The following is a 25,438-nucleotide window of genomic DNA, read 5'->3' on the forward strand; positions in this document are numbered from 1 at the left end:
CAGCGAGGGCCCCGCCACGCGCGGCAGCCCGGCCGCACTCGCCAGCGTGGCGCACGCGCGCGTGGCGGCGTTCCGTGCCGCGCGCGCCCTGCGGGGACGGGGGTCCTCCTCGACGCTGGAGTCGACGAGCACGAGCCCGGCCGCCCGCGTGGGGAACAGCCGGGCGAAGGCCTCCGCGTGGAACCCGGCGAGCGAGTGCCCCACCACCGTGGCGGGCCCGTCGAGACCGAGCACGTCCAGAACGGCCGCGATGCGCCGTGCCTCCCCGGCGAGCGTCGGCCACGCGCGCGTGTGCCCGCTGAGGCCGAGTCCGGGGCGGTCGAAACGGACGACCGTGCGGTGCGGGGCGAGCAGGGCGACGACGGGGTCCCAGTCGAACCAGCACATCCCGAGCCCGGGGCTGAGGACGCAGAGCGGCCCCTCGCCGTCGACGACGGCGTGGTGGACGACGCCGTCGATCCCGACGAAGGTCATGGCCGCCTCCCCTGTGCTTCCGTCTCCCCTGTGCTTCCGTAAGAGCATCATGGCCCGCTCGCGCGCGCCGACGCGCGCTGCGGCCCACACGCCCCACCCCACCCCATCGCGTCGCTCTGACGATTACACTGGGCGCGTGCCTCAACTACGTCTCGCCCTGAACCAGATCGACTCGCGCGTCGGAGACCTCGCCGGGAACACCGACACGATCGTCCGCTGGACCCGGGACTCCGCCGAGCGGGGAGCACATCTCGCGGTGTTCCCGGAGATGGCGCTGACCGGGTACCCCGTGGAGGACCTGGCCCTCAGGTCGTCCTTCGTGGAGGCGTCCCGCGCCGCGCTGCGCGCCCTGGCCGCCCGGCTCGCCGAGGAGGGTCTCGGGGAGCTGCCGGTGCTCGTCGGCTACCTCGACCGCTGTGAGACCGCCCAGCCGAAGTACGGCATGCCGGCCGGGGCTCCGCAGAACGCGGCGGCGGTGCTGCACCGCGGCGAGGTGGTGCTGACCTTCGCCAAGCACCACCTGCCGAACTACGGCGTCTTCGACGAGTTCCGCTACTTCGTGCCCGGTGACACCATGCCGGTGCTGCGGGTGCACGGCGTCGACGTCGCGCTCGCCATCTGCGAGGACCTGTGGCAGGACGGCGGCCGGGTGCCGGCCGCGCGCAGCGCGGGCGCCGGGCTGCTGGTCTCCGTCAACGCCTCGCCGTACGAGCGGCTGAAGGACGACACCCGCCTGGAGCTGGTCCGCAAGCGGGCCCAGGAGGCCGGCTGCACCCTCGCCTACCTCGCCATGACCGGCGGGCAGGACGAGCTGGTCTTCGACGGCGACTCGATCGTGGTCGCCCCGGACGGCGAGGTGGTCGCGCGGGCGCCGCAGTTCGCCGAGCACCTGATGGTGCTGGACCTGGAGCTGCCGGCCGCAGCGGCGGACGCGCTGACAGGAGTGGTCGACGACGGTCTGCGCGTCGAACGCGTGGTGCTGTCCGAGGAGCCGCTGCCGGCGTACGAGCCCGCGCCGGCCGCCGGGTGCGCCGAGCGCATGGACGACGACGAGGAGGTCTACACGGCGCTGGTCGTGGGCCTGCGCGCGTACGTCCGCAAGAACGGTTTCCGGTCGGTCCTGATCGGCCTGTCCGGCGGTATCGACTCCGCGCTCGTCGCGGCGATCGCCTGCGACGCGGTGGGCGCCGAGAACGTCTACGGCATCGCCATGCCGTCCAAGTACTCCTCGGAGCACTCCGGGGACGACGCGGCCGAGCTGGCCCGGCGCACCGGCCTGAACTTCCGTACGCTCTCGATCGCGCCGATGTTCGACACGTACATGGACTCCCTGGGCCTGACGGGCCTGGCGGAGGAGAACCTGCAGCCCCGGCTGCGCGGCACGCTGCTGATGGCGGTCTCCAACCAGGAGGGCCACATCGTGCTGGCGCCCGGCAACAAGTCGGAGCTGGCGGTGGGCTACTCGACGCTGTACGGCGACTCGGTGGGCGCGTACGGCCCGATCAAGGACGTGTACAAGACGTCGGTCTTCCGTCTGGCCGAGTGGCGCAACCGGTCCGCCGCCGAGCGGGGCGAGACCCCGCCGATCCCGGAGAACTCCATCACCAAGCCGCCGAGCGCGGAGCTGCGCCCCGGCCAGGTCGACACCGACTCCCTCCCGGACTATCCGGTGCTGGACGCGATCCTCGAGCTCTACGTCGACCGGGACAAGGGCGCGGACGTGATCGTCGCGGCCGGATACGACCGGGAGCTGGTCACCAGGACGCTGCGGATGGTCGACCGGGCCGAGTACAAGCGCAACCAGTACCCGCCGGGCACCAAGATCTCGGCGAAGGGCTTCGGCAAGGACCGCAGGCTGCCGATCACCAACGGCTGGCGGGAGACCGCCTGACCGGTCGCCCCGCCGGTCGCCCCACCGGTTTCCCGACCGGTCGCCCGACCGGTCAGGAGCCGTCGGCGGACAGCTTCACGCGTGCCGCCACGGGCAGGTGGTCGCTGCCCGTGCGCGGCAGCGTCCAGGAGCTGACCGGCTCCACTCCCCTGACCATGATCTGGTCGATCCGGGCCATCGGGAACGACGCCGGCCAGCTGAACCCGAACCCGTTGCCCACCGCGCCCTGCGTGGAGCGCATCTGGGAGGTGACGGCGTTGAGGGAGCGGTCGTTCATCGTGCCGTTGAGGTCGCCGAGCAGGACCACCCGGGGCAGCTGCTCGTCGGCGATCGCCTCTCCCAGCGCGTCCGCGCTCTGGTCGCGCTGCTGGGCGGTGAAGCCGGCGTTCATCTTCACCCGCACCGACGGCATGTGGGCGACGTACACCGCCACGGGCCCCTCGGGGGTGGTCACCGTGGCGCGCAGGGCGCGCGTCCAGCCGAGCTTGATGTCGACGGCCCGCACCCGGCTGATCGGGTACTTGCTCCACAGCCCGACGGTGCCCTCCACCGAGTGGTACCTGTACGTCGGGGCGAGTGCCCGCTGGTAGACGGGGACCGCGGAGGCCTTCAGCTCCTCCAGGGCGAGCACGTCGGCGCCGGCGGCGGCCACCTCCCGGGCGGTGCCGGACGGGTCGGGGTTGTCGGCGTTGACGTTGTGCGTGGCGACCGTCAGGTCGCCGCCGGTGCCGGCCTTGTCGGTGAGCAGCCCGCCGAACAGGTGCAGCCAGACGGCGGCGGGCAGCAGCACCGCGATCAGCGCGGTCGCCGACCTGCGCAGCAGGGCGAGGACCAGCAGCACCGGGACGAGCAGGCCCGCCCAGGGCAGGAAGGTCTCGGTGAGACTGCCGAGGTTGCCGATCCGGTTGGGGATGCGCGCGTGCAGCGCCATCACCAGGGCCAGGACCACCGCGAGCGCGGCGAGCAGGACGCCCCGGCGCCAGATCCGCGGGTCACCGCGCCAACCGTCCAGGAAGCGGTGCGTCGTGCGCCGGAGCGGTTCTCCCCGGCGCTCGTCCCCCGAGCCGCCGTCAACCGTTTCCGTCACGTACGCCTGCTGCGCCATATCGTCGCCTCACTGCCTGCCGTGCACACCGTTCACCCCCGTGCCCTACGACCCTAGGGGATGAGCGGTGTCGTTCCTGCCGCCCTTGGACGGCCGTACTGGCACGAGGACGAACGAGTCGGCGCGCTGAGTTCCTGGGAGGGCTCCCGGAGCCGGGTCTGTGACGAAACGCGCACATTAGGACGGGGAACTGACGGGCCGTAGCCCCTCCAGCACCGCGTCCACGATCTGTTCCGACAGCCCCTCGGGCAGCTCGGCGTCGGGGTGCATCACGGCGCGCACCAGCATGGGGCCGACGATGATGTCGCTGAGCACCTCGATGTCGATGTCCTCGCGCAGTTCCCCGTTGCGCTGCCCGCGGCGCAGGACCTCGGTCTGGAGCCTGCGCCGCGGCTCGACGACGGTCGCGTGGTAGGCGGACCAGAGCTTCGGGCTGCTCTTCATCTGGGCGTAGACGTTGTGCAGGATGGCGGAGGAGCGGCTGACCAGTCCGCGCCTGCGCAGTTGTTCGAGGATCGCCACGAGGTCGTCGCGCATGGAGGTGCCGGGCAGTTCCGGGTCGGGCGGCTCGGCGGTGCGTACGACGTCGGCGAACAGCTCCTCCTTGCCGCTCCAGCGGCGGTAGATGGTGGCCTTGCCGACGCCCGCGGTGCGGGCGATGCGCTCCACGGAGAGTTCGGCGAGCGGCACGCCGTCCTCCAGGAGCTTCATCACGCCCTCGACGATGGCGCGCTCCAACGCCTCGCTCCGGGGGCGGCCCCGTACGGGGGCGTCGGGAGCGGCGTGGCGGTCGGCAAGGCTCACGTGGGCCATCCTTTCGTCGTACCGGAAGATTGTCCTATCCCCCCGGCTGCCACCGGCCACCCCCGCCCCGGCCGCCCCGGCCGCCCTTCTGCCGTCCTTCTGCCGCCCTCGGCCACTCCCCGGCCTACTCCACCGCCGCCACCAACTCCTGCTCCTCCTGGCCCTTCCGGGGCCCGGACGGCCTGCCCGGCAGGAACACGGCCACCACGACCGCGCCGATGACCGCGACCACGGTGCCGCACAGCGCGGTGACGTGCATGGCGTGCAGGAAGGCGTCGTTGGCCGGGCCCACCAGGGCGTCACCGCGCGGGCCGAGCCTGGCGGCGATGCCGAGGGTGGCCTCGATGGACTCGCCGGCCTTGTCGCGCACTCCGGCCGGGAGCAGGACGAGCTTGTCCTCGATGTCGCTGCGGTACGCCGCCGAGAGCACCGAGCCGAGCACGGCGATGCCGAGCGCGCCGCCGACCTGGCGGAAGGTGTTGCTCAGCGCGGAGGCCGAGCCGGCCTTCTCCCGGGGCAGGGCCTGCATGATGACGACGCTGGTCGGCGTCATGATGTGCGCCATGCCGGTGCCCATGAGGAAGAAGACGGCCTCCAGCACCCAGATCGGCGTGTCGGCCTCGAAGCCGGCGAAGGCGGCCAGCATGGCGGCGAGCAGGAGCAGACCGGCCGTGGTGGTGGCCTTGTTGCCGAAGCGGTCGACGACCAGCCGGGCCCGCGGCGCGAAGATCATCTGCGCGACGGCCAGCGGCAGCATCAGCAGACCGGACTGGAGCGGCGTGTAGCCGCGCACGCTCTGCAGGTAGAACACCGAGAAGAACGTCACGCCCATCAGCGCGAAGAACACCAGCGCGATGGCGGCCATGGCGGCCGAGAAGACCTTGTTCCTGAAGTAGGTGACGTCCAGGGACGGGTGGCTGCTGCGCTTTTCGAACCACACGAAGACCACGAGGACCACCAGGCCCGCCACGATCGTCGACAGCACGGTGGGGTTCGTGAAGTCGGCGAGCTCGCCGCCCTTGATGATGCCGTAGACGAGCAGGACCAGGCCGACCACCGACAGCACGACGCCGACCGGGTCGACGCGGCCGGGCCGCGGGTCGCGGGAGTCGGGCACCAGCCACACCATCAGCGCCACCGCGACGATCACGATGGGCACGTTGACGAAGAACACCGAGCCCCACCAGAAGTGCTCGAGCAGCAGACCGCCGGTGATCGGGCCGATGGCGATGGCCAGACCCACGCCGCCGGCCCAGATGCCGATGGCCTTGGGCTGCTCCTCGCGCTCGAAGACGTTCATGAGGACGGCGAGGGTGGCCGGCATGACGAAGGCGGCACCGAGGGCCATCAGGGCGCGGTAGGCGATGAGTTCGCCCGGCGAGCCGGACTCTGCGGCCAGTGCGGACCCGAGCCCGAACACCACGAGACCGGCCAGCAGGACCTTCTTGCGGCCGATGCGGTCACCGATGAGCCCGGCGGTGAACAGCAGACCCGCGAAGACCAGCGTGTAGGCGTTGATCGCCCACTCCAGCTCGCTCTGCGTCGCGCCCAGCCCGGTCGGGGCCGGGGTGGAGATCGTCTTGATGGCGACGTTCAGGATCGAGTTGTCGAGCACCACTATCAGCAGGCTCAGCATCAGCACGCCGAGGATCGCCCAGCGGCGGCGGTGCACCGCTTCCGGAATCCGGGAGCCGCTACCGGCGTTGTCGGCAGGAGTAGTCATGGTGCGAGCCTAGAACGCTTCCGATACGAGACCGTCTCGTATCGGAATTCTTTACCCAGATCTTACGTCCCTTACCGAGACGTTGCGCACACGAGCGCCCCCTGGCTCGAACTGCCACGAGGTGCCACCATGGGAGGGATCCGGGGACGCTGTCAGGGCGCCTCGAGATGACTGAAGGAGCCGTTGCCATGACGCAGCTTTCGGCTGCCCAGACGAAGCCCTCCGACAGCAGCAAAGCGCTGTACGGAGGCAAGGGCACTCGCCGCATCACCGTCCGTGACATCGCTCTCGCCAAGGAACGCGGCGAGAAGTGGCCCATGCTCACCGCCTACGACGCCATGACCGCCTCCGTCTTCGACGAGGCCGGCATCCCGGTGATGCTGGTGGGCGACTCCGCGGGCAACTGCCACCTCGGGTACGACACGACCGTGCCCGTCACCCTCGACGAGATGACCATGCTGTCCGCCGCGGTCGTACGGGGCACGCGCCGCGCCCTGATCGTCGGCGACCTCCCCTTCGGCTCCTACCAGGAGGGCCCTGTGCAGGCGCTGCGCTCGGCGACCCGGCTGGTGAAGGGGGCGGGTGTCGGCGCCGTGAAGCTGGAGGGCGGCGAGCGGTCGCACGAGCAGATCCGGCTCCTGGTGGAGTCCGGCATCCCGGTCATGGCCCACATCGGTCTGACCCCGCAGTCCGTCAACGCCATGGGCTACCGCGTCCAGGGACGCGGCGAGGAGGCGGCGGCACAGCTGCTGCGGGATGCGAAGTCCGTGCAGGACGCGGGGGCGTTCGCGGTCGTGCTGGAGCTGGTGCCGGCGGAGCTGGCGGCGGAGGTGACGCGGGCACTGCACATCCCGACCGTCGGCATCGGCGCCGGTCCGGAGACGGACGCGCAGGTCCTGGTGTGGACCGACATGCTGGGGCTGACGGGCGGGCGGGTGCCGAAGTTCGTCAAGAAGTACGCGGATCTGCGGACGGTCATGGGCGATGCGGCCAAGGCGTTCGCGGAGGATGTGGTGGGGGGGACGTTCCCGCTGGAGGAGCACTCGGTGCACTGACCTCCGGTCCGAGCCATCGCGGCACCAGGGCAGCCCCGCCGATCTTCCCCCGTCGGCGGGGCTGCTGCCCTTTTTGCGCCTGAGCCGGCGCCGCTCTCGCGGAGGTGGTGGCTCGCCGTCGTGGTTCCTCAATTGACGGTTGCGGTGCTCGTCGGGGATGTGTCGGTGCTGTCGGTTGCCTGTCGGTGGTTTGTCGGTGGGGGCCGGCACCGTTCCTGGCATGACGCTGAACAACACGAAACCCAGTGCCGTGACCGTGCGGGGGCTGGTCAAGCACTACGGCGAGACCAGGGCGCTGGACGGGGTGGATCTGGAGGTGCGCGAGGGCACCGTGATGGGGGTGCTCGGACCGAACGGGGCCGGCAAGACCACGCTCGTGCGCATCCTGTCCACCCTGCTGGCCCCGGACGCCGGCCAGGCCACCGTCGCCGGCTACGACGTCGTACGGCAGCCCCGGCAGCTGCGCCGGGTGATCGGGCTGACCGGGCAGTACGCCTCCGTCGACGAGAAGCTGCCCGGCTGGGAGAACCTGTACCTGATCGGCCGGCTGCTCGACCTGCCCCGCAAGGAGGCCCGCGCCCGCGCCGACGAACTGCTGGAGCGGTTCTCGCTCACCGAGGCCGCGCGGCGCCCGGCCCGTACGTACTCCGGCGGTATGCGGCGGCGGCTGGACCTGGCCGCCTCGATGATCGGGCGGCCCGCCGTCCTCTACCTGGACGAGCCGACCACGGGACTCGACCCCCGTACCCGCAACGAGGTGTGGGACGAGGTCAAGTCGATGGTCGGGGACGGGGTCACCGTCCTGCTGACCACCCAGTACATGGAGGAGGCCGAGCAACTGGCCTCCGAGCTGACCGTCGTGGACCGCGGCAAGGTCATCGCGAACGGGGCCGTCGAGGAACTCAAGGCGAAGGTCGGTGGGCGCACCCTGCGCGTGCAGCCGGCCGATCCCCTTCAGCTGCGCCCGCTGGCCGGGGTGCTCGACGAGCTGGGCATCACCGGGCTCGCCACGACGACCGTGGACACCGGGACCGGCTCCCTGCTGGTGCCGGTCCTCAGCGACGAGCAGCTGACCGCCGTGGTCGGCGCGGTCACCGCGCACGGCATCACGATCTCCTCCATCACCACCGAACTGCCCAGCCTGGACGAGGTGTTCCTGTCCCTCACCGGCCACCGTGCCAGTGCCCCGCGGGACGCCCGGCCCGCCGACTCCCGCGAGGAGGTCGCCGCCGTATGAGCGCCGCCACGTTTTCCACCGGCATCAAGGCCGACGCCCGGATCCCGCTGCGCGCCCATGTGCGGCACACCGGCGCGCTGGTCCGCCGCAACCTGCTGTGGATCCGCCAGGACCCCGAGTCGATGTTCGACGCGATCCTGTTCCCGGTGATCTTCACGCTGCTGTTCGTGTACGTCTTCGGCGGCTCGATCGGGCAGTCCCTGGGCGGCGGGCGGGAGCAGTACGTGCAGTACATCGTGCCCGGCCTGATGGCCATGATGGGGATGAACCTGGCCCAGAGCGTGGGCACCGGCTTCAACCAGGACTTCAACTCCGGTGTCATGGACCGCTTCCGGTCCCTGCCGATCGGGCGCGGCTCGGTGCTGTTCGCCAAGATCTCCGTCGAGCTGCTGCGGATGCTCATCGCGACGACGATCCTCATGGTCGTCGGCGTGCTCGTCGGCTTCGACATCGAGAACTGGCCCGGCCTGTTCGCCGCCGTGGGGCTGTCCGCGGTGTTCGGCTCGGCGCTGATGTGGGTGTTCCTCACACTCGGCGTGGTGATGAGGAACGCGCAGTCCGTGCAGGCGATGGGCTTCCTGGTGCTGATGCCGCTGCAGTTCGGCTCGTCCATCTTCGCGCCGCCCGGGACGATGCCGGGCTGGCTGCGGAGGTTCACCGAGTACAACCCGCTGTCCACCCTCGCGGACGCCGCGCGCGGGCTGATGACGCACGGCCCGGTCGCGCACGGTCTGTGGATGACGCTGGCCTGGTCGGCGGGGATCACGGCGGTGATGGCGCCGGTCGCGATCCACAAGTTCCGTACCAAGACCTGACCGTACGGCTCCGGCCGGGTGTGTCAGAGCAGGGCGGCGGCCTCCTGCGGGGTGAGGCCGCCGCCCTCCGCGTACGCGGCCTCGTACGCCTCCTCGCCGAGCACGGACCGCGTGCGGGCGAGCGCCTGGTCCCGGACGTGGCGTTCCAGGCAGGAAGGGACGTGCCGCGGCGGCAGCAGGGCGTCGGCGGCGCCGAGGCAGCGGGCGGCGTCCCGGGTGCGGCGTCCGCCGTCCACGCCGGCGAGGGCCAGGGCGCCGATGGTCAGGTGCGTCGAGCGCATATGGGGTGCGATGGCCTGGGACAGCGGGTTCTGTGCCTGCTCCAGTGCCCGGCGGGTCTTGTCCAGGGCGTCCTCGTGGTGGCCGTCGGCCGCGTCCACCCAGGCCTCCGCGCCGAGGATGAAGGAGTCGAAGACGACGAAGTGCGCGATGCTGAACTCCTCGCGCAGCAGCCGTAGTTGTTCGCGTGCCTCGGGGAGGCGACCAGTCATGCCGAGCCGGCCGGCGAGGAAGATCCGGGCGGCGGGCATGGCCTCGTTGTGGCCGCCGTCGCTCTGCTCGATGGCCTCGCGCAGCATCCGTTCGCCCTGTTCGGCCTCGCCCGTCTCCAGCAGGACGCCGCCGAGGCGGACGTTGAGGACGGCGATCTGGGCGTGGGCGCCGAGGCGTTCGGCGTGCTCGATGGCCGCGCGGTAGTCGGCGGCGGCCGCCAGGTGGGCGCCGGTGCGCTCGTGGGCCTCCGCGCGCGCGGAGAGCGCCTCGGCGGTGCCCCAGGCGTCCCCGAGGCGGCGGAAGATCTCCAGCGACTCGTCGGCGTCCCGGCCCGCGTTCCCGGCCGAGTCGGTGCGGTTGGCCAGCAGGTTGGCACGCCACTGGAGGGCGTGGGCGAGCTCCCACTCGAATCCCGGTTCGCTGCGGCAGGTGCGTACGGCGGCGTCGCTGACCTCGCGCAGGCGCTCGACGTCGCCGGTCAGCATCACCGCGTACATCCAGAGCATGCCGGGGTTGCGGCAGACCTGCGGCATGCCCGGCTCGTAGACCTCGGTGATGACGCGCAGCTTGCGTTGCGCCTGCGGGGACTGCCAGGCGTCCAACTCGGTGTCCATGCAGGCGAGATGGAGGAGGTGCAGGCCGCGGCGGGCCTCGGCGAGGATTTCGCCGGTCATCGGCGGCGGGGCGTCCGTGCACCGCTGCCGTGCCGGGGCGGCGCGCCGGACCGGCTCGGTGAAGGGGTCGGGGCCGAGCGCCATGACCTCGGCGCACCAGGTGCGGGCCTCGATGCGTACGTCGCGCAGGTGCCAGTACCCGGCGAGCGACAGGACCAGGCACAGCCCCTCCTGCTCGTCGTGTGCGGCGACGGCGTGGCGCAGGGCGGTGCGCAGGTTCTCGTACTCCCGCTCGAACGTCCCGATCGCGGCGCGCTGGCCGGGTCCGCGCAGCAACGGGTCGGTGGTGCGGGCCAGTTCGCGGTAGTACGTCAGGTGGGCGCGCTCGGTCTCCGTGCGGACGCCGGCCTCGTCGAGCCGTTCGGCGGCGTACTCGGCGACGGTCTCCAGGAGCCGGTAGCGCATCTCGCCGCCGTCGGCGGGGGCGGCCACCACGAGGGACTTGTCGACGAGGGAGGCGAGGGCGTCGAAGGCGGCGGGTCCGCACACGGCCTCGGCGGCGGCGAGGTCGCAGCCGCCGGCGAAGACGGACAGCCGGCTCAGGACGTCCCGCTCGTCCGCGTCGAGCAGGTCCCAGGACCAGTCGACGACGGCCCGCAGGGTCTGCTGGCGGGGCAGGACGGTACGGCTGCCGGAGGTGAGCAGGCGGAAGCGGTCGTCGAGCCGGTCGGCGATCTGGCGCGGGGTGAGCATCCGCAGCCGGGCGGCGGCGAGTTCGATGGCGAGCGGCAGGCCGTCCAGGCGCCGGCAGATCTCGGCGCAGGCGGCGGCGGTGTCGTCGTCGGCGTCGACGCGGAAACCGGGCCGTACGGCGGCCCCTCGGTCCGCGAGCAGCCGCAGCGCGACCGGCTCGGGCAGCGGCTCCACCGGCCGCAGCACCTCACCCGGTATGCCGAGGGGTTCCCGGCTGGTGGCCAGCACGGTGAGGTGCGGGCAGCGGGCGAGCAGTTCCTCGGCGAGGCGGGCCGCCGCGTCGACGACGTGCTCGCAGTTGTCGAGCAGGAGCAGCATGCGGCGCCGTGCGCAGTGCTCGACCAGCCGCTCGACCGGGTCGTCGTGCCGGTCGGCGACCGCCGCCCGCATCTCCTCGGCCCCGGCGCCGTACAGCACGGTCTCGCGGGCTCCCACGGCCGTGAGCACGGCCTCGGACACGGCGCCGGCGTCGTCGACGGGAGCGAGCTCGGCCAGCCACACCCCGTCCCGCACCGCCGGCCGCACGGCCTCCGCCGCCTCCTGCGACAGCCGCGTCTTCCCGGCCCCGCCGGGCCCCAGCAGTGTCACCAGCCGCGCGGCCCCGAGGTCGGCGCGGATCGCCTCGATGTCGGCCTCCCGGCCGACGAAGGAGGTGAGGCGGGCGCGGAGGTTGCCGGGGGGCCTGGGGGTGGGGGCCTCGGGGGGTTCGACGGGGTACTCCCGCCCACTTTCGGCGAGGCTGCGGGCATGCGCGGGGGCGCCGGGCACGGATGCCGCCGCGGAAAGACCGGAGAAGGCCACCGGGGCGCCGGGCGCTCCCCGCAACGGCGCCGCACCGGCACCTGCGTGCCCGGCCCGTGGTGCCGTGCCCGCGCGCACCTCACCGGCGGATCGCCGGCTGCCCGCCGACGTGCCGGAACCACGCCCGTCCGGCTCGCCCGGCCGCAGCAACTCCCCGTGCAGCCCGCGCAGTTCAGGCCCCGGGTCCGAGCCCAGCCGGTCGGCCAGCAGGCGCCGTACGTCCTCGTAGGCGGCCAGGGCCTCCGCCGTGCGGCCCGCGTCGCGCAGGGCGCGCAGGCGGAGGGCCTGGAGGGGTTCGTCCAGGGGGTGGGTGTCGCACAGGGCGGTCAGCTCGGGCAGAGCCTGCTCGGCGTGGCCGAGGGCGAGGGCGGCGGTGAGGCGGGCCCGGCGCACGTCCAGGTGGCGGGTGTTCCAGCGGGCCGCCTCGGCGGTGCGGTCGGGCAGGTCGGCGAGGGCGGGGCCGCGCCACAGGGCGAGGGCGTCGTCGAGGACGACGGCGGCCTTGGCGGGGTCGCCGTCGGCCAGTGCGCGCAGGCCCTCGCCCGCCAGCCGTTCGAAACGGTGCAGGTCGATGTCGTCCGCGGCGGCGGTGAGCCGGTAGCCGCCCTCCGCGGAGACCACCACGTCCGCGCCGAGCGCCCGGCGCAGCCGCCCCACCAGCGCCTGCAGCGCGCCCGTGGCGTCGGCGGGCGGGCCGCCGTCCCACACCTCGTCGACCAGGACGCCCACCGGCACCGTACGGCCGGGCCGCAGGGCGAGCACGGTCAACAGGGCACGCAGCCGCGCCCCGCCGACCGGAACGGGGGTGCCGTCGGGGCGGAACGCCTGAGTGGTACCGAGGATGCGACAGCGCACGGGGTCCATTGTCTCCGGCGGTCTCACGACCGGTCACGGGACTCGAACGGCGCGGCGCCCGGTACGTCCAGGGCGACGAGGACTCCGGTCGCGACACGCTCCCGGCGGGGCCCCGGCCCGGCCGACGGCTCCCCATGACCGAACCATTGCGGGCAGCTGTCGACGTTCTCCAGGGACGCCTCTCCGGGCATGGGTCCGAAGGTGCGCGAGCCCGGTCCGGTCTCCTCGTACATCCGGTGCACCAACTGGATCGCGCGGACACGGCCGGTGATCTCGGGCCACCCGTCACTGTGCCACTCGGCCTGCAGCATCCCGCCGTACTCCTCCTCGTCGCAGCCCTCGCCCAGCACGTCCTCGGGGTCCACGGGCTCCAGTGGCCAGCTCACTTCCTCCCCCACCGAGAACGGTGTGCCGCAGCACTCCATCTGCCAGCTCTCGTAGAACACCCAGCGCACTGCCATGCCCCCACCCTCCATGGAACCGGCGGCCGGGCGCGAGACGTTTTCCCCGTGTTCTCCGTACGCCCGGTACGGTCGACCCCGCCCCACCCGACGCGCCCCGCAGGAGCCCGCCCCCATGACCAGCGCCACCACCCGCCACAGCGACCGCCGGATCAGTCCCGTCTTCCTCGGGATCCTGGCCGTCACCGCGGTCACGGGCTGGGCCACCTGGACCGGATACGCCCAGAAGCCGGGCGTGGCGGTGTTCCTGTTCGTGACCGCGGCCTGGATCGTCTCGCTGTGCCTGCACGAGTACGCGCACGCGCGCACGGCGCTGCACAGCGGGGACATCTCGGTCGGCGCCAAGGGCTACCTGACCCTGAACCCTCTGAAGTACACGCACGCCCTGCTGAGCATCGTGCTCCCGGTCCTGTTCGTGATCATGGGCGGGATCGGTCTGCCGGGCGGTGCCGTGTTCATCGAGCGCGGCCGGATCCGGGGCCGCTGGCGGCACAGTCTGATCTCGGCGGCGGGACCGCTGACGAACGTCCTGTTCGCGGCCGTGTGCACGGCCCCGTTCTGGCTGCACGCACTGGACGGCGTGCCCGCCCACTTCCGGTTCGCGCTGGCCTTCCTCGCGCTGCTCCAGGTGACGGCCGCGATCCTGAACTTCCTGCCGGTGCCGGGCCTGGACGGCTACGGCGTGATCGAGCCCTGGCTGTCGTACCGGATCAAGCGCCAGGTGGAGCCGTTCGCGCCGTTCGGCCTGCTCTTCGTGTTCGCGCTGCTGTGGGTGCCGGCGCTCAACGGCGTGTTCTTCGACGTGGTCCACACGCTGCTGCGCCACCTCGGCGTCGACGGCCTCGACCAGGCCTGCGGCTGGGAGCTCTACCGCTTCTGGGAGAGCACCCCCGAGATCTGCCTGGTCAGCCGGTGACATCAGCCAGTGACGTCAGCCGGTGACGGACCGGTCCTGCCGCATCCGCCCGCGGCGGGCGTAGTACCAGGCCATGTTGGACGACAGACCCGCCAGCAGCACCCACACGATCCCCAGCCAACTGCCCTCGACGAAGGAGACGACGGCCGCGGCCGTGGACAGCAGGCAGACGATCAGGGCGTAGAGGGCGAGGCGTGGCATGGCGGTCGGCTCCTGTCGGGGACTGCGGGGGACACTGGAAGCGTCGGAACTTCTGACACCAGTGTCCCCCATCGGCTCATACGTCCGTGATGCGGAGCCCCGCGTGCGCCTTGTACCGCCGGTTGACCGAGATCAGGTTCGCGACCAGCGACTCCACCTGGTGGGCGTTGCGCAGCCGCCCCGCGAAGATGCCGCGCATGCCGGGGATGCGGCCGGCCAGTGCCTGGACCGTCTCCACGTCGGCGCGCTCCTCGCCGAGGACCATGACGTCGGTGTCGATCCGCTCGATCTCCCGGTCCTGCAGCAGCACCGCGGACAGGTGGTGGAAGGCGGCGGTCACCCGTGAGTCCGGCAGCAGGGCGGCGGCCTGCTCGGCGGCGCTGCCCTCCTCGGGCTTGAGGGCGTAGGCGCCCTTCTTGTCGAAGCCGAGCGGGTTGACGCAGTCCACGACGAGCTTGCCGGCCAGTTCCTCGCGCAGGGACTCGAGGGTCTTGCCGTGTCCCTCCCAGGGCACGGCGACGATCACGATGTCGCTGCGGCGGGCGGTCTCGGCGTTGTCGGCGCCCTCGACGCCGTGCCCGATCTCCTCGGCCGCCGCGTGCGCCCGCTCGGCGGCCCGGGAACCGATGATCACCTTCTGTCCGGCCCGGGCGAGCCGGTAGGCCAGGCCCTTGCCCTGCGGACCGGTCCCGCCGAGCACGCCGACGACCAGCCCGGAGACGTCGGGAAGGTCCCAGGGGTCCCTGGCGGCGGCCTTGTGTGCACTGTCGCTAGAGGTCATGGGCCGACTCTACGTCCCCGGTGCGGGCGAATTCGGGCCGAAGTCCCAGTCACCGGTCTCCGTTTGCGGCAGCATGCGCGCGTATGGATGCCGTACGGGTCGCATTGCTGCGCGAGGTGCTCGCCGGGACCGAGTGGCTGGGGGCCACACGGCGGTTCGCGGGGGTGCTGCGGGGGTCCGTGGTGTCGTACGGGGGCGGGCTGCTGCTCGTGGGCACACCGCGGTACGAGCCCTGGCACCTGGCGGCCCACCTGGTGGACGAGGCCGCCTGGTCGGGCACCCCGGAGCTGGCCCCGACGCTCGTACGGCACGCCGCCCACCCCTCCGGCCCGGCCCACCTCTCCGTCGGGCTCGGCCGGCTGGAGGCGGCCCGGCGGGGTGAGACGCTGCTCGTCGTGGCCCCGGAGGAGCCCGCGCCGCTCCTGGAGCGGGTGCACGAGGCCCGGCGGGCCGGGGCGACGGTGCTGGCCCTCGGCTCCGGCGGGGGCGAGCTGGGGTCGATGGCGCACGAGACGCTGGCGGTGCCGGAGGGCTCGGAGCTGGACCTGGACACCGTCCAGCACCTGGTGAGCGCGGCGGCCGGGGAGAACGCGCTGCCGTCCCCGCGGGGACGCGGCCGCTTCCGGGACCGCCTGTCACGGCTGACGGAACACCTGACGGCCCCGCCGCCCCCGCGCTGGTAGCGGGACGGCGCACGGAAAACCGTTTGTCCGCCGTCCTCCCCCGGCCGACGATGGCCCCTCGTGACCGACGACGCTCCCGCTCCGCGCGCCCTTCTCCCCGACCTCGCCCCCTGGCGGGCCTCCCGCGACTTCCGGCGGCTGTGGGTGTCGGGCCTGATCTCGAACTTCGGGAGCTTCCTCACCTTCGTCGCACTGCCGGTGCAGGTGAAGGAGCTGACCGGTTCGGCTGCGGCGGTGGGCGCGCTCGGGGCCGTGGAGCTGGTCCCGCTGATCGTGTGCGGGCTGTACGGCGGCGCACTGGCCGACGCGGTGGACAAGCGTCGCCTGATCCTGTGGACGGAGGCCGGTCAGGGACTGCTCAGCGCGGCGCTGCTGGCCGGCGCGCTGCTGCCGCACCCTGCCGTGTGGCCGCTGTACGTGGTCGCCGCGCTCTCCGCCGCCCTGACCTCTGTGCAGCGGCCCGCGATGGACTCGCTGTGGCCGCGGATCGTGGCCCATGAGCACCTTCCGGCGGCCACTGCGCTCAACTCCCTGCGCTGGACGGTCGGCGGGGTGGCGGGACCGGCCGTGGCGGGGGCGGTCGTGGCGTACGCGGGTCTGGCCTGGGCATACGTGGCGGACGTGGCGACGTTCGCGGTCTCGGTCGTGCTCGTCGTGCGCATCGCCTCCCAGCCGGCCGCCCACGAGGCCGTGAAGCCGTCGCTGCGGGCGATCGCGGAGGGTGCCCGGTACGCCTGGAGCCGCAAGGAGCTGCTGGGCACGTACGTGGTCGACCTGGCCGCGATGTTCTTCGCGATGCCGCTGGCCGTGCTGCCGTTCCTCGCGGACGAGCTGGACGCGCGGTGGTCGCTGGGTCTGATGTACGCGGCGCTGCCACTGGGCTCGTTGCTGGTGAGTCTGACCAGCGGCTGGACCTCCCGGGTGCACCGGCACGGGCGGATGGTGGTGCTGGCGGCGCTGCTGTGGGGGCTGGCCGTGGCGGCCGCGGGTGTCGTCGGCGACGTGTGGCTGGTGCTGCTGTTCCTGACCGTGGCCGGCGGCTGCGACATGGTGAGCGGGATCTTCCGGGGGGTCATGTGGAACCAGACGATCCCGGACGCGCTGCGCGGCCGGCTCGCGGGGATCGAGCTGCTGTCCTACTCGGTCGGCCCGCAGCTCGGCCAGGTCCGCTCGGGCGGGGCCGCCTCGTGGTGGGGCGTGCGGGCGTCGGTGTGGTCGGGCGGGCTGCTGTGCGCGGGTGCGGTGGGGGTGCTGGCGCTGTGCCTGCCGGGGCTGATGACGTACGACGCGCGGACGAACGAGCACGCGGTGCGGCTGCGCGAACAGCGCGCCGCCGCGGCGCGTCGGTGCCGGGTGGGAGACGTTCGTTCGGAAACCGAGGACACTGAACCGGTTTAGTGTCCTCGGTTCCCGAGCAGCACCCGGGCCTCCCGGTTCCCCCGGACTTCCGGTTCTCCCCGGCCTCCTGGTTCCCCCGGGCCTCCGGCTCCCCGGCCTTCCGGGCCCGGTCAGCTCTCCTCGGTACCGCCCGCCGGCGCGTCGTGCCAGCGGGGGTCGTTCTCCCACTCGAGGTTGCGTTCGCGGGCGGTCTCCATCGCGTGCTGGGCCTCCTCACGGGAGACGTAGGGACCGAACCGGTCCTTGGCGGGGCATTCCGGTCCCTCCTCGACCTTCTTGTGCTGCAGGCAGTAGAACCACTCGCCCGGCTTTCCGGCGGTCCGCTTTTTGAACAGGGCCATGACCAGCTCCTCTCGCCACGGACATGTTCCCCCATCGCCCCGTTAGACTCGCGAACATGTCTGGCCAGTCGTTGCTCATCCCCGGGGAGCTGTCCCCGCCCCGTTCCGTGCCCGGAAACATCCGCCGCCCCGAGTACGTCGGCAAGTCCGCGCCGAAGCCGTACACCGGGCCGGAGGTGCAGACGCCGGAGACGATCGAGGCGATGCGGACCGCCGGGCGGATCGCCGCGCAGGCGATGGCGGAGGCGGCCAAGCACATCGCGCCGGGCGTGACCACGGACGAGCTGGACCGGGTGGCGCACGAGTTCATGTGCGACCACGGCGCCTACCCCTCCACGCTGGGCTACCGCGGCTTCCCGAAGTCGCTGTGCACGTCGGTCAACGAGGTGATCTGCCACGGCATCCCGGACTCGACGGAGCTGCGGGACGGCGACATCGTCAACCTGGACGTGACGGCGTACATCGGCGGGGTGCACGGCGACAACAACGCGACGTACCTCGTCGGGGACGTCGACGACGAGAGCCGACTGCTCGTCGAGCGCACCCGTGAGGCCCTGAACCGCGCGATCAAGGCGGTCCGCCCGGGCCGGCAGATCAACGTCATCGGCCGGGTCATCGAGTCCTACGCGAAGCGCTTCGGCTACGGCGTGGTCCGCGACTTCACCGGCCACGGCATCAACACGTCGTTCCACTCCGGGCTGATCATCCCGCACTACGACAGCCCGCACGCGACGACGGTCATGCAGCCGGGGATGACCTTCACGATCGAGCCGATGCTGACGCTGGGCACCCACGAGTACGACCTCTGGGACGACGGCTGGACGGTCGTCACCAAGGACCGCAGGCGCACCGCCCAGTTCGAGCACACGTTGGTGGTGACGGACAGCGGGGCGGAGATCCTGACACTGCCGTAGCGCCCTGCCGTAGCGCCCTGCCGTAGCGCCCTGCCGTAACGCCCTGCCATAGCACCGCGCTCGCCTCAGCGGGAGCCCGCCCTCTTCGGAGGGCGGGCTCTTTTTGTGCCCACTGCGTCTGCCGGAGCAGCTGTGGTTCGTGTACGAGGCACTGGAGCGTGGGGCCGAACGGCTGGCGTCGGCTCCGGTCGCGGGGCCGTTCATCCGCCCCGAACTGTTCCGGCTGGCCGCGCTGGAGCGGGACCTGGCACACCTGGGAGGCCCCGAGTGGCGTTCAGCCCTCACGCCCCTGCCCGCGACCCGCGCGTACGCCGACCGGGTGCGCGAGTGCGCGGAACCCCGGCCAGAACTGCCGCCAACGCGGCGAGACGGCACAGGAGCAGCTACAGCGGCGGGCAGGGCGACTGCCTCGAACTCGCCCTCAACCACCACCCCGCCTTCGCCCCCGTCCGCGACAGCAAGCGCCCCACCGGCACGGTGATCCCCTTCAGCCGCGACGCCTGGCGCACCTTCGTCACGCACCTGCGCCGAGGGCCGCGCACCGCGTCCAGCGGCCCAGGGGAGCTCCTCGGCGAGCCGGCCTCCCTGGACACCCGTGATCCCGACGAGTGCGACGCAGGGGCCACTCCGGGCGCCCTCAAACGGTCCCGACGTCACAACGGACGAGGGAGACGGGACGCCAGGGGCGTTCAGGCTCGGGCGAGGTCCAGTGTCTTCTTCAGGTTGTGCTCGGCTATGCCTGCCATGGGTGCCCGGTCGGGGAAGTTGCCGTCGAGCAGCCGCAGTGGGCCCGCTGTCAGTGAGAGCCGCTGTGCCAGCGTGTAGAGCGCGAGCCGGTGCTCGTCCAGTCCGGCCGCCTCCAGCGGGCGGTAGGCGTCGTGCAGGCGGATGCGCAGAAAGACGTGCTCCCACTCGACGTCGAAGTACATCGAGCCCTCGATGTCGATCAGCACGGGGTTCCCGTCCGGGTCCACCAGCACGTGGTCGGGTCCCAGTTCGCCGTGCACGGCCGCGTACTCCGCGCGCGGCCGCACCGCCGCCGCCAGGCCCAGCAGCCGCTCCTCCAGCCGGTCACGGGCTCCCGCGATCCGCGGATCACGCGATGCCGCCTCGGCGAGGTCCCGCAGCGCACGGTCCAGAACCACCTCCTCACACGACGTCCCGCGCGATGTTCCTCCTGCCTCGACCACGGCCACCTTGCCGTACCTGGGCGCCCGGTGACGCCGCATCGCCTCCAGTGCCTCCCCGAGCCGGGCCATGACCGGGGCAGCCGCGCGCGGGTCCCGGGCGAGCAGTACCTCCAGGTTCTCGCCCGGCAGGTCCTCGACGACGGCGAGGTCGGCCGGGCAGTGGGTGCCGTCGCGGTCGACGAGACGGATCGCCGGGACACGGACGCCGAGCGCGTCCAGCCGCGCGTGCGCGGCCTCGAACAGGTCGAGTCCGAGACCGGGGGAGAACGGGTCGGTGAGGTCGTCGTCGCCCTCGGCCGCCGGCCAGTAGTTCTCGGTGTCGTCCCACAGGTAGGCGATCGCGGTCGTCGCGTCGTCCATCACCAGGCGGTACACGCCCTTCTTGCTGCCGCCCGCGACCCGCTCGACCCTCTCCAGCCGCCGCCCGCCGCCCAGCGCGACCCGCGCCGCACCCGCCAACCGCTCCCGCGTCACTGCCCTGGGTGCCACGTTCCGGACCGCCTCTCCGCCACGACAACCCGCGCACCCTACGGGAGCATCGACGCGGAGGCGATTGGTTTGGGTGCTCCGACCGAACGCTCTCTCAGCGCTCCAGGATCACCCTGCCGCCGATCTCCACCCAGCCCCCCGGCTGGGGTGCCGTCAGGATCTGTGAGCCCATGCCCTGGGTGATGTTGAGGGCACGGCCCAGTTCGGCGGTCAGGAGCAGGGCCGCCGCGCCCGTGGCCTCGTCCTCCTCGATGTCGTCGTCGCGGCCCGGGAAGGCTCGGGCCCGGATGCGGCCGGCTGCCTCGTCCTCCCAGGACCAGGCATAGAGCCACTCGCCGGGCGGCGGGACGGGGAGGGCGTCGACCTCGGCCGCGGTGGCGTACTGGCGCAGGGTGCGCGGTGGGGCCCACTCCGGGCGCGCCTCGATCCAGGTGAACTCGCCGTCCGGGCGGACGCCGACCGTGCCGGCGGGGGTGACCAGTTCCGGGACGTCCAGCAGCCAGGCGGTGCCGACGCAGGGGTGGCCGGCGAAGGGCAGGCGCAGGGTGGGGGTGTAGATGTCGATCGCCCCGCGCTCGGGGTCGTCGACGAACACCGTCTCGCTGAAGCCGAGCTTGGCGGCCAGCTCCTGGCGGTCGTCCTGGGCGGGGATGAGCGAGCCGTTGCGGACGACGCCGAGTTCGTTGCCGTAGCCGCCGTTCGCCGCGCAGAACACGCGCAGCACGTCGTAGTCAGTCACGTGGGCATTGAAACACCGAGGGGCGGTACCGGCCGAGGACGACAGGGTCGCGGCCGAGGTGCTGCCGCATCCGCGGACGGGGCGCTCCTCGTGATCCCGCAGCGCGGCTTGACTTTTTTGTGACCGGTTCTTTGCGGCTGTTTTTGCCATCCGCGATCGGATCGTTCCCGCACGCCATCCGTGAGACCTGAATCACATTCCACGGGTGTATCGATCAAGTAAGCCTCGGTTAAGTTAGGTAAGCCTCACCATCCTGAGCGAGTGGGGTCACGTCACTTTTGAACCACTTCCGGGAGCCCTCGCATGCGAGCCGTCCGACTCTCCGTCGTCACCGCCGTCGCCACCGTGGCCGCCCTGACCGCCGTGACGGCCTGCACGCAGAAGAGCGGCGGCGACAGCGGCGACCACGTGATCAACGTGACCGCGACGGACGACTCCTGCGAGGTGTCGAAGAAGGAGTTCCCGGCCGGGCACATCGAGCTGTCGATCGAGAACAGGGGCTCGAAGGTCACCGAGGTCTACGTCCTCTTCCCCGACGACCGGATCGTCACCGAGCGCGAGAACATCGGCCCCGGCACCAGGCAGCGGGTCACCGCCGAGGTGAAGGCGGGCGACTACGTGATCGCCTGCAAGCCCGGCATGAAGGGCAAGGGCATCCGCCAGGAGGTCAAGGCCACCGGCGGCGGCTCGGCCGCCCGGCGGAACCCGCGGCTGGACCAGGCCGTCGCCGCGTACCGCCAGTACGTCCAGGAGCAGGCCGACCAGACCCTGCCCCTCGTCGAGACGTTCGTGAAGGCCGTCAAGGCCGGTGACGTGGAGGCCGCGAAGAAGGCGTACGCCGTCTCCCGCCTGGGCTGGGAGCGCACCGAGCCGGTCGCCGAGTCCTTCGGCGACATCGACCCGAAGGTCGACCTGCGCGAGGCCGACCTGGAGCCCGGCCAGAAGTGGACCGGCTGGCACCGGCTGGAGAAGGCCCTGTGGCAGGAGAAGGAGGTCGGCGCCGAGGAGAAGGTGCTCGCCGACCAGCTCGTCACCGACCTCAAGGACTGGCAGCAGCGGGTCGGCACCGCCGAGATCACCCCGACCTCCATGGCCAACGGCGCCAAGGAGCTCCTCGACGAGGTCGCCACCGGCAAGGTCACCGGCGAGGAGGAGTTCTTCTCCCACACCGACCTGGTCGACTTCAAGGGCAACGTCGAGGGCGCCCAGCAGGCGTACGAGCTGCTCAAGCCGGTCGCGCAGAAGAACGACCCGGCGCTCACCGAGGAGCTGGACCAGCAGTTCGCCGCGCTCGACGCGCTGCTGGACCAGTACCGCACAGGCAAGCAGGACAAGGCAGGCAAGGCAGACAAGGCCAACAAGGCGTCGTACGAGTTCATCTCCTACGACAAGGTCGGCGGGGACGAGCGCAAGGAGCTCTCGGACGCGGTGAACGCGCTCGCCGAGCCGCTGTCCAAGCTGGCCGCCGCGGTTGTGAAGTAGCCGGGAAGCGGGGAAACGGGAGATGACCGAGACCCAGGGCAGGAGCCCGTCCCGCCGCGCGGTGATCGGCTGGGGCGGCGCCGGGATCGCGCTCGGCGCGGTGACGGCCGGCGGCGCGGTGGCGATGACCAGCTCCTCCGGCTCCGACACGGCCCCGGCCGGAGCGGAGGCGGGCGGCGCCGTGGAGTTCCACGGCGTCCACCAGGCCGGCATCGCCACACCCGTGCAGGACAGGCTGCACTTCGCCGCGTTCGACGTGAGGACCGACGACCGCGCCGCGTTCGTGCGGCTGCTGAAGGACTGGACGGCCGCCGCACGCCGGATGACCGCCGGGCAGGAGGTCGGCGAGGGCGCGTACGGCGGGCTCGCCGAGGCACCGCCCGACGACACCGGCGAGGCGCTGGGTCTGAAGCCCTCGCGGCTGACACTGACCATCGGCTTCGGGCCGTCGCTGTTCGAGAAGTTCGGGCTGCGGGACAAGCGGCCGGCCGCCCTGGTCGACCTGCCCCCGTTCCCCGGCGACAACCTGGACCGCTCCCGCACCGGCGGCGACCTGTGCGTCCAGGCCTGCGCGGACGATCCGCAGGTCGCCGTGCACGCGATCCGCAACCTGGCCCGCATCGGCTTCGGCAAGGTCGCCGTCCGCTGGTCCCAGCTCGGCTTCGGCAAGACCTCCTCGACCACCCCGGACGCCCAGACCCCGCGCAACCTCTTCGGGTTCAAGGACGGGACACGGAACATCGCCGGCACCGAGACGGACCGGCTGAAGAAGTTCGTGTGGGTCGGGGACGGCGACGGGGGCGGGGACGGCGGCGCGAACGACGCCTGGATGCGCGGGGGTTCGTACCTCGTCGCCCGGCGCATCCGGATGAACATCGAGACCTGGGACCGGGCTCCGCTGCAGGAGCAGGAGGACATCTTCGGCCGGGACAAGGGCGAGGGCGCCCCGGTCGGCAGGGCCAAGGAGCACGACGAGCCGTTCCTGAAGGCGATGAAGCCCGACGCGCACGTACGGCTCTCCCACCCCGACAGCAACGGCGGGATCACGATCCTGCGCCGGGGCTACTCCTTCACCGACGGCACGGACGGACTGGGCCGGCTGGACGCCGGGCTGTTCTTCCTCGCCTACCAGCGCGACCCGCGCAAGGGATTCATCCCGCTCCAGCGCAGGCTGGCGGCGCACGACGCGCTCAACGAGTACATCCAACACGTGGGATCGGCGGTCTTCGCGATCCCGCCCGGCGTTCGCGACGCGGACGACTGGTGGGGCCGCACGCTGCTGTCCGAGGAGGCGTGAGCCCGTGTTCTCCAACTATCTGATCGGTCTGCGCGAGGGGCTGGAGGCCAGCCTCGTCGTGTGCATCCTGATCGCCTACCTGGTCAGGACCGGCCGCAGGGACGCCCTGAAGCCGATCTGGACCGGCATCGGCATCGCGGTCGCCCTCGCCCTGGGCTTCGGCAGCCTCCTCGAGTTCGGCTCCCAGGAGCTGACGTTCGAGGCGCAGGAGGCGCTCGGCGGGACACTGTCGATCCTCGCGGTGACCCTGGTGACCTGGATGGTCTTCTGGATGCGGCGCACCGCCCGGCACCTGAAGTCCGAGCTGCACGGCAAGCTGGACGCGGCGCTGGCGCTGGGCACGGGCGCGCTGGTCGCCACCGCGTTCCTGGCCGTGGGCCGCGAGGGCCTGGAGACCGCGCTGTTCGTGTGGGCGTCCGTGCACGCGGCCTCCGACGGCACCCCGCGCCCGCTGGTCGGCGTGGCGCTGGGTCTGGCCACGGCGGTCCTGCTGGGCTGGCTGTTCTACCGGGGCGCGCTGCGGATCAACCTCTCCAAGTTCTTCACCTGGACCGGGGCCATGCTGGTCGTGGTCGCGGCGGGCGTACTGGCGTACGGCGTCCACGACCTGCAGGAGGCCGGCTGGGTCCCGGGTCTGCACGACCTGGCCTTCGACATCAGCGGCACGATCCCGCCGGACAGCTGGTACGGCACGCTGCTGAAGGGCGTGTTCAACTTCCAGCCGGACCCGACCGTGCTCCAGGTCACGGTGTGGCTGCTGTACCTGATCCCGACCCTCGTCCTCTTCTTCGCCCCGGTAGGGTTCGCCTCCGGGAAGGGGAAGGTGACGGTAGCTGATGAGCAGGGTTCGCGGCCCTCGGAGGCTTCGCAGGCTTGAGCGTTGGGCGCCGGCGGCGGTCGCGGTGACCGTGCTGTCGCCGGCGGCGAGCGGGTGCGTGGTGGTGCACGGGGAGCGCGAGGTGCTGCCGGCCACCACCCCCACGGAGGCGGCGAAGGCGCTCGAGCAGTTCACCGAGGCCTACAACAAGGCCGACAAGGCCTACGACAGCTCCCTGGACGCGGACCACGTCACCGGCGCGCTCGGCGCCATCGACGCGGCGCGACTGAAGGCGGGCCGCGCCAACAACCCCGGCGGCAACCCCGCGCACACGCCGCTGACGCTGACGGACGCGAAGTTCACGATCCCCAAGAAGGCGGGCTGGCCGCGCTGGTTCGTCGCCGACGCCCAGGGCAACAAGGGCGGGGACGTGCGCTGGCTGATGGTGTTCCTGCGGTACGACGTCGGCGAGAAGTGGCGGGTGGCGTACCTGACGCTGGTGGCGCCCGGGAAGGTGCCGGAGTTCAAGAAGGACGCGGACGGGCTGGCGGAGGCCGTGCCCGCGAACGCCGCCGGACTGGCGGTCGCGCCCGGCGACCTGAGCCAGGCCTACGCGACGTACCTGAAGAGCGGCGGGAACACCTTCGCCCCGGGCACGCACACCACCGGCTGGCGCGAACTGCGCGCCAGGGCCGCGAGCCGGCCGGGGCTGGCCCGGCAGTACATCGACCAGCCGGTGACGGACGGCGCGTACGCCCCCCTGGCGCTGCGCACCGCGGACGGCGGCGCGCTGGTGTTCTTCACCACCCGCCACTACGAGAAGCAGACCGCCGCCCAGGGCGCCACCGTCCCCACCCCCAACAAGAACGTCCAGGCCCTGACCACCGGCGAGATCAGGCAGTCCCTGACCATGGAGTTCCTCTCCAACGAGATGGCCCTCGCCCCACCCAAGGGCACGGGCGACCAGCAGGTGTCGATCCTGTCCCGCGTCCAGGGACTCACGTCGGCCCAGGGAGAGTGACGGGGGCGGATCCGCTGCGCGGGTGCGGGCGGAATCGGCGCGGGCGCGCGACGCGGGGCGGGCGCGCGACGCGGGGCGGGCGCGCGACG

Annotated in this window: 23 protein-coding genes and 2 pseudogenes; 14 read left to right on the top strand and 11 right to left on the bottom strand. The window is 72.2% G+C overall.

Features of this window, described 5'->3' with window-relative positions; all coding sequences use genetic code 11:
- On the bottom strand, positions 1–474 hold a 474-nt coding region (locus DEP02_RS11795), incomplete at its 3' end, for an alpha/beta fold hydrolase (RefSeq protein WP_157977425.1).
- Between the two features lie 136 nt (positions 475–610).
- Here DEP02_RS11795 and DEP02_RS11800 point away from each other — a divergent pair.
- Positions 611–2,365 carry an NAD+ synthase gene (locus tag DEP02_RS11800; RefSeq protein WP_112467293.1) on the top strand — a complete coding sequence of 585 codons (1,755 nt, stop codon included), beginning with the start codon at positions 611–613 and terminating at the stop codon, positions 2,363–2,365.
- Positions 2,366–2,417: 52 nt separating this feature from the next.
- Here DEP02_RS11800 and DEP02_RS11805 read toward each other — a convergent pair whose 3' ends face one another.
- The 3 genes from DEP02_RS11805 to DEP02_RS11815 form a co-directional block, all read right to left on the bottom strand.
- Entirely contained in the window at positions 2,418–3,470 is a 1,053-nt protein-coding gene (locus DEP02_RS11805; protein ID WP_112467294.1) for an endonuclease/exonuclease/phosphatase family protein, read from the bottom strand.
- Positions 3,471–3,647: 177 nt separating this feature from the next.
- Positions 3,648–4,274: a TetR/AcrR family transcriptional regulator gene (locus DEP02_RS11810; protein WP_438947753.1), complete on the bottom strand. Its 627-nt coding sequence runs from the start codon at positions 4,272–4,274 to the stop codon at positions 3,648–3,650.
- A 124-nt stretch (positions 4,275–4,398) separates the two neighbouring features.
- Positions 4,399–5,997 carry an MFS transporter gene (locus DEP02_RS11815; protein WP_112467296.1) on the bottom strand — a complete coding sequence of 533 codons (1,599 nt, stop codon included), beginning with the start codon at positions 5,995–5,997 and terminating at the stop codon, positions 4,399–4,401.
- 188 nt (positions 5,998–6,185) lie between these two features.
- Between DEP02_RS11815 and panB the strand changes: the two genes are divergently transcribed.
- The 3 genes from panB (at position 6,186) to DEP02_RS11830 (ending at position 9,104) form a co-directional block, all read left to right on the top strand.
- Positions 6,186–7,052, top strand: coding sequence for a 3-methyl-2-oxobutanoate hydroxymethyltransferase (gene panB, locus DEP02_RS11820; protein ID WP_112467297.1), 867 nt, complete (start codon positions 6,186–6,188; stop codon positions 7,050–7,052).
- Between the two features lie 220 nt (positions 7,053–7,272).
- Positions 7,273–8,289, top strand: coding sequence for an ATP-binding cassette domain-containing protein (locus tag DEP02_RS11825; protein WP_112467298.1), 1,017 nt, complete (start codon positions 7,273–7,275; stop codon positions 8,287–8,289).
- Positions 8,286–9,104: an ABC transporter permease gene (locus DEP02_RS11830; RefSeq protein WP_112467299.1), complete on the top strand. Its 819-nt coding sequence runs from the start codon at positions 8,286–8,288 to the stop codon at positions 9,102–9,104. The genes DEP02_RS11825 and DEP02_RS11830 overlap by 4 nt, the downstream gene beginning before the upstream one ends.
- A 23-nt stretch (positions 9,105–9,127) precedes the next feature.
- Here the strand turns inward: DEP02_RS11830 and DEP02_RS11835 are convergent, their stop codons facing one another.
- Positions 9,128–12,628, bottom strand: coding sequence for an AfsR/SARP family transcriptional regulator (locus DEP02_RS11835; RefSeq protein ID WP_112467300.1), 3,501 nt, complete (start codon positions 12,626–12,628; stop codon positions 9,128–9,130).
- 14 nt (positions 12,629–12,642) lie between these two features.
- A complete protein-coding gene (locus DEP02_RS11840; protein ID WP_112467301.1) occupies positions 12,643–13,080 on the bottom strand; it encodes a DUF6578 domain-containing protein in 438 nt (145 codons plus the stop codon).
- Positions 13,081–13,195: 115 nt separating this feature from the next.
- Here DEP02_RS11840 and DEP02_RS11845 point away from each other — a divergent pair, with 115 nt between their 5' ends.
- Positions 13,196–13,996 (top strand): site-2 protease family protein, encoded by an 801-nt coding sequence (locus DEP02_RS11845; RefSeq protein WP_112467302.1) that lies wholly within the window; start codon positions 13,196–13,198, stop codon positions 13,994–13,996.
- A 15-nt stretch (positions 13,997–14,011) separates the two neighbouring features.
- Here the strand turns inward: DEP02_RS11845 and DEP02_RS11850 are convergent, their stop codons facing one another.
- Together DEP02_RS11850 and npdG are read right to left on the bottom strand one after the other, a co-directional pair.
- Complete coding sequence (locus DEP02_RS11850; protein WP_198668395.1) at positions 14,012–14,269, bottom strand: hypothetical protein; 258 nt, start codon at positions 14,267–14,269, stop codon at positions 14,012–14,014.
- 4 nt (positions 14,270–14,273) lie between these two features.
- On the bottom strand, positions 14,274–14,978 hold the full coding sequence (gene npdG, locus DEP02_RS11855) for an NADPH-dependent F420 reductase (RefSeq protein WP_112467304.1): 705 nt from the start codon (positions 14,976–14,978) through the stop codon (positions 14,274–14,276).
- An 83-nt stretch (positions 14,979–15,061) separates the two neighbouring features.
- Here npdG and DEP02_RS11860 point away from each other — a divergent pair, with 83 nt between their 5' ends.
- Entirely contained in the window at positions 15,062–15,661 is a 600-nt protein-coding gene (locus DEP02_RS11860) for a hypothetical protein (RefSeq protein WP_112467305.1), read from the top strand.
- A gap of 60 nt (positions 15,662–15,721) precedes the next feature.
- A complete protein-coding gene (locus tag DEP02_RS11865; protein ID WP_112467306.1) occupies positions 15,722–17,059 on the top strand; it encodes an MFS transporter in 1,338 nt (445 codons plus the stop codon).
- A gap of 110 nt (positions 17,060–17,169) precedes the next feature.
- Here the strand turns inward: DEP02_RS11865 and DEP02_RS11870 are convergent, their stop codons facing one another.
- On the bottom strand, positions 17,170–17,400 hold the full coding sequence (locus tag DEP02_RS11870; RefSeq protein ID WP_112467307.1) for a hypothetical protein: 231 nt from the start codon (positions 17,398–17,400) through the stop codon (positions 17,170–17,172).
- Between the two features lie 56 nt (positions 17,401–17,456).
- On the opposite strand from DEP02_RS11870, the gene map reads away from it, so the two are divergent.
- The 3 genes and pseudogenes from map to DEP02_RS34570 form a co-directional block, all read left to right on the top strand.
- Positions 17,457–18,314, top strand: a complete 858-nt coding sequence (map, locus tag DEP02_RS11875) for a type I methionyl aminopeptidase (protein WP_112467308.1) — start codon at positions 17,457–17,459, stop codon at positions 18,312–18,314.
- 115 nt (positions 18,315–18,429) lie between these two features.
- Positions 18,430–18,660, top strand: a pseudogene (locus tag DEP02_RS34565) (biliverdin-producing heme oxygenase); the annotation flags it as partial.
- Positions 18,642–18,830, top strand: a pseudogene (locus DEP02_RS34570) (DUF397 domain-containing protein); the annotation flags it as partial. The pseudogenes DEP02_RS34565 and DEP02_RS34570, both read left to right, overlap by 19 nt.
- A 173-nt stretch (positions 18,831–19,003) precedes the next feature.
- Here the strand turns inward: DEP02_RS34570 and DEP02_RS11890 are convergent.
- Complete coding sequence (locus DEP02_RS11890; RefSeq protein WP_112467309.1) at positions 19,004–19,978, bottom strand: phosphotransferase family protein; 975 nt, start codon at positions 19,976–19,978, stop codon at positions 19,004–19,006.
- A gap of 109 nt (positions 19,979–20,087) precedes the next feature.
- A complete protein-coding gene (locus DEP02_RS11895) occupies positions 20,088–20,732 on the bottom strand; it encodes a PhzF family phenazine biosynthesis protein (RefSeq protein WP_112467310.1) in 645 nt (214 codons plus the stop codon).
- A 303-nt stretch (positions 20,733–21,035) separates the two neighbouring features.
- Between DEP02_RS11895 and efeO the strand changes: the two genes are divergently transcribed.
- Genes efeO through DEP02_RS11915 form a run of 4 tightly spaced genes read left to right on the top strand, consistent with a single transcriptional unit; the run spans position 21,036 to position 25,349 of the window.
- Entirely contained in the window at positions 21,036–22,214 is a 1,179-nt protein-coding gene (efeO, locus tag DEP02_RS11900) for an iron uptake system protein EfeO (RefSeq protein WP_112467311.1), read from the top strand.
- 22 nt (positions 22,215–22,236) lie between these two features.
- Complete coding sequence (gene efeB, locus DEP02_RS11905; RefSeq protein ID WP_112467312.1) at positions 22,237–23,511, top strand: iron uptake transporter deferrochelatase/peroxidase subunit; 1,275 nt, start codon at positions 22,237–22,239, stop codon at positions 23,509–23,511.
- A gap of 4 nt (positions 23,512–23,515) precedes the next feature.
- Positions 23,516–24,388, top strand: a complete 873-nt coding sequence (efeU, locus tag DEP02_RS11910) for an iron uptake transporter permease EfeU (protein WP_112467313.1) — start codon at positions 23,516–23,518, stop codon at positions 24,386–24,388.
- A complete protein-coding gene (locus tag DEP02_RS11915; protein ID WP_112467314.1) occupies positions 24,348–25,349 on the top strand; it encodes an SCO2278 family lipoprotein in 1,002 nt (333 codons plus the stop codon). Before efeU ends, DEP02_RS11915 begins: the two co-directional genes overlap by 41 nt.
- Positions 25,350–25,438: the final 89 nt, after the last annotated feature.

The sequence above is a fragment of the Streptomyces triticisoli genome, assembly GCF_003270085.1.
GTDB lineage: Bacteria > Actinomycetota > Actinomycetes > Streptomycetales > Streptomycetaceae > Streptomyces > Streptomyces triticisoli.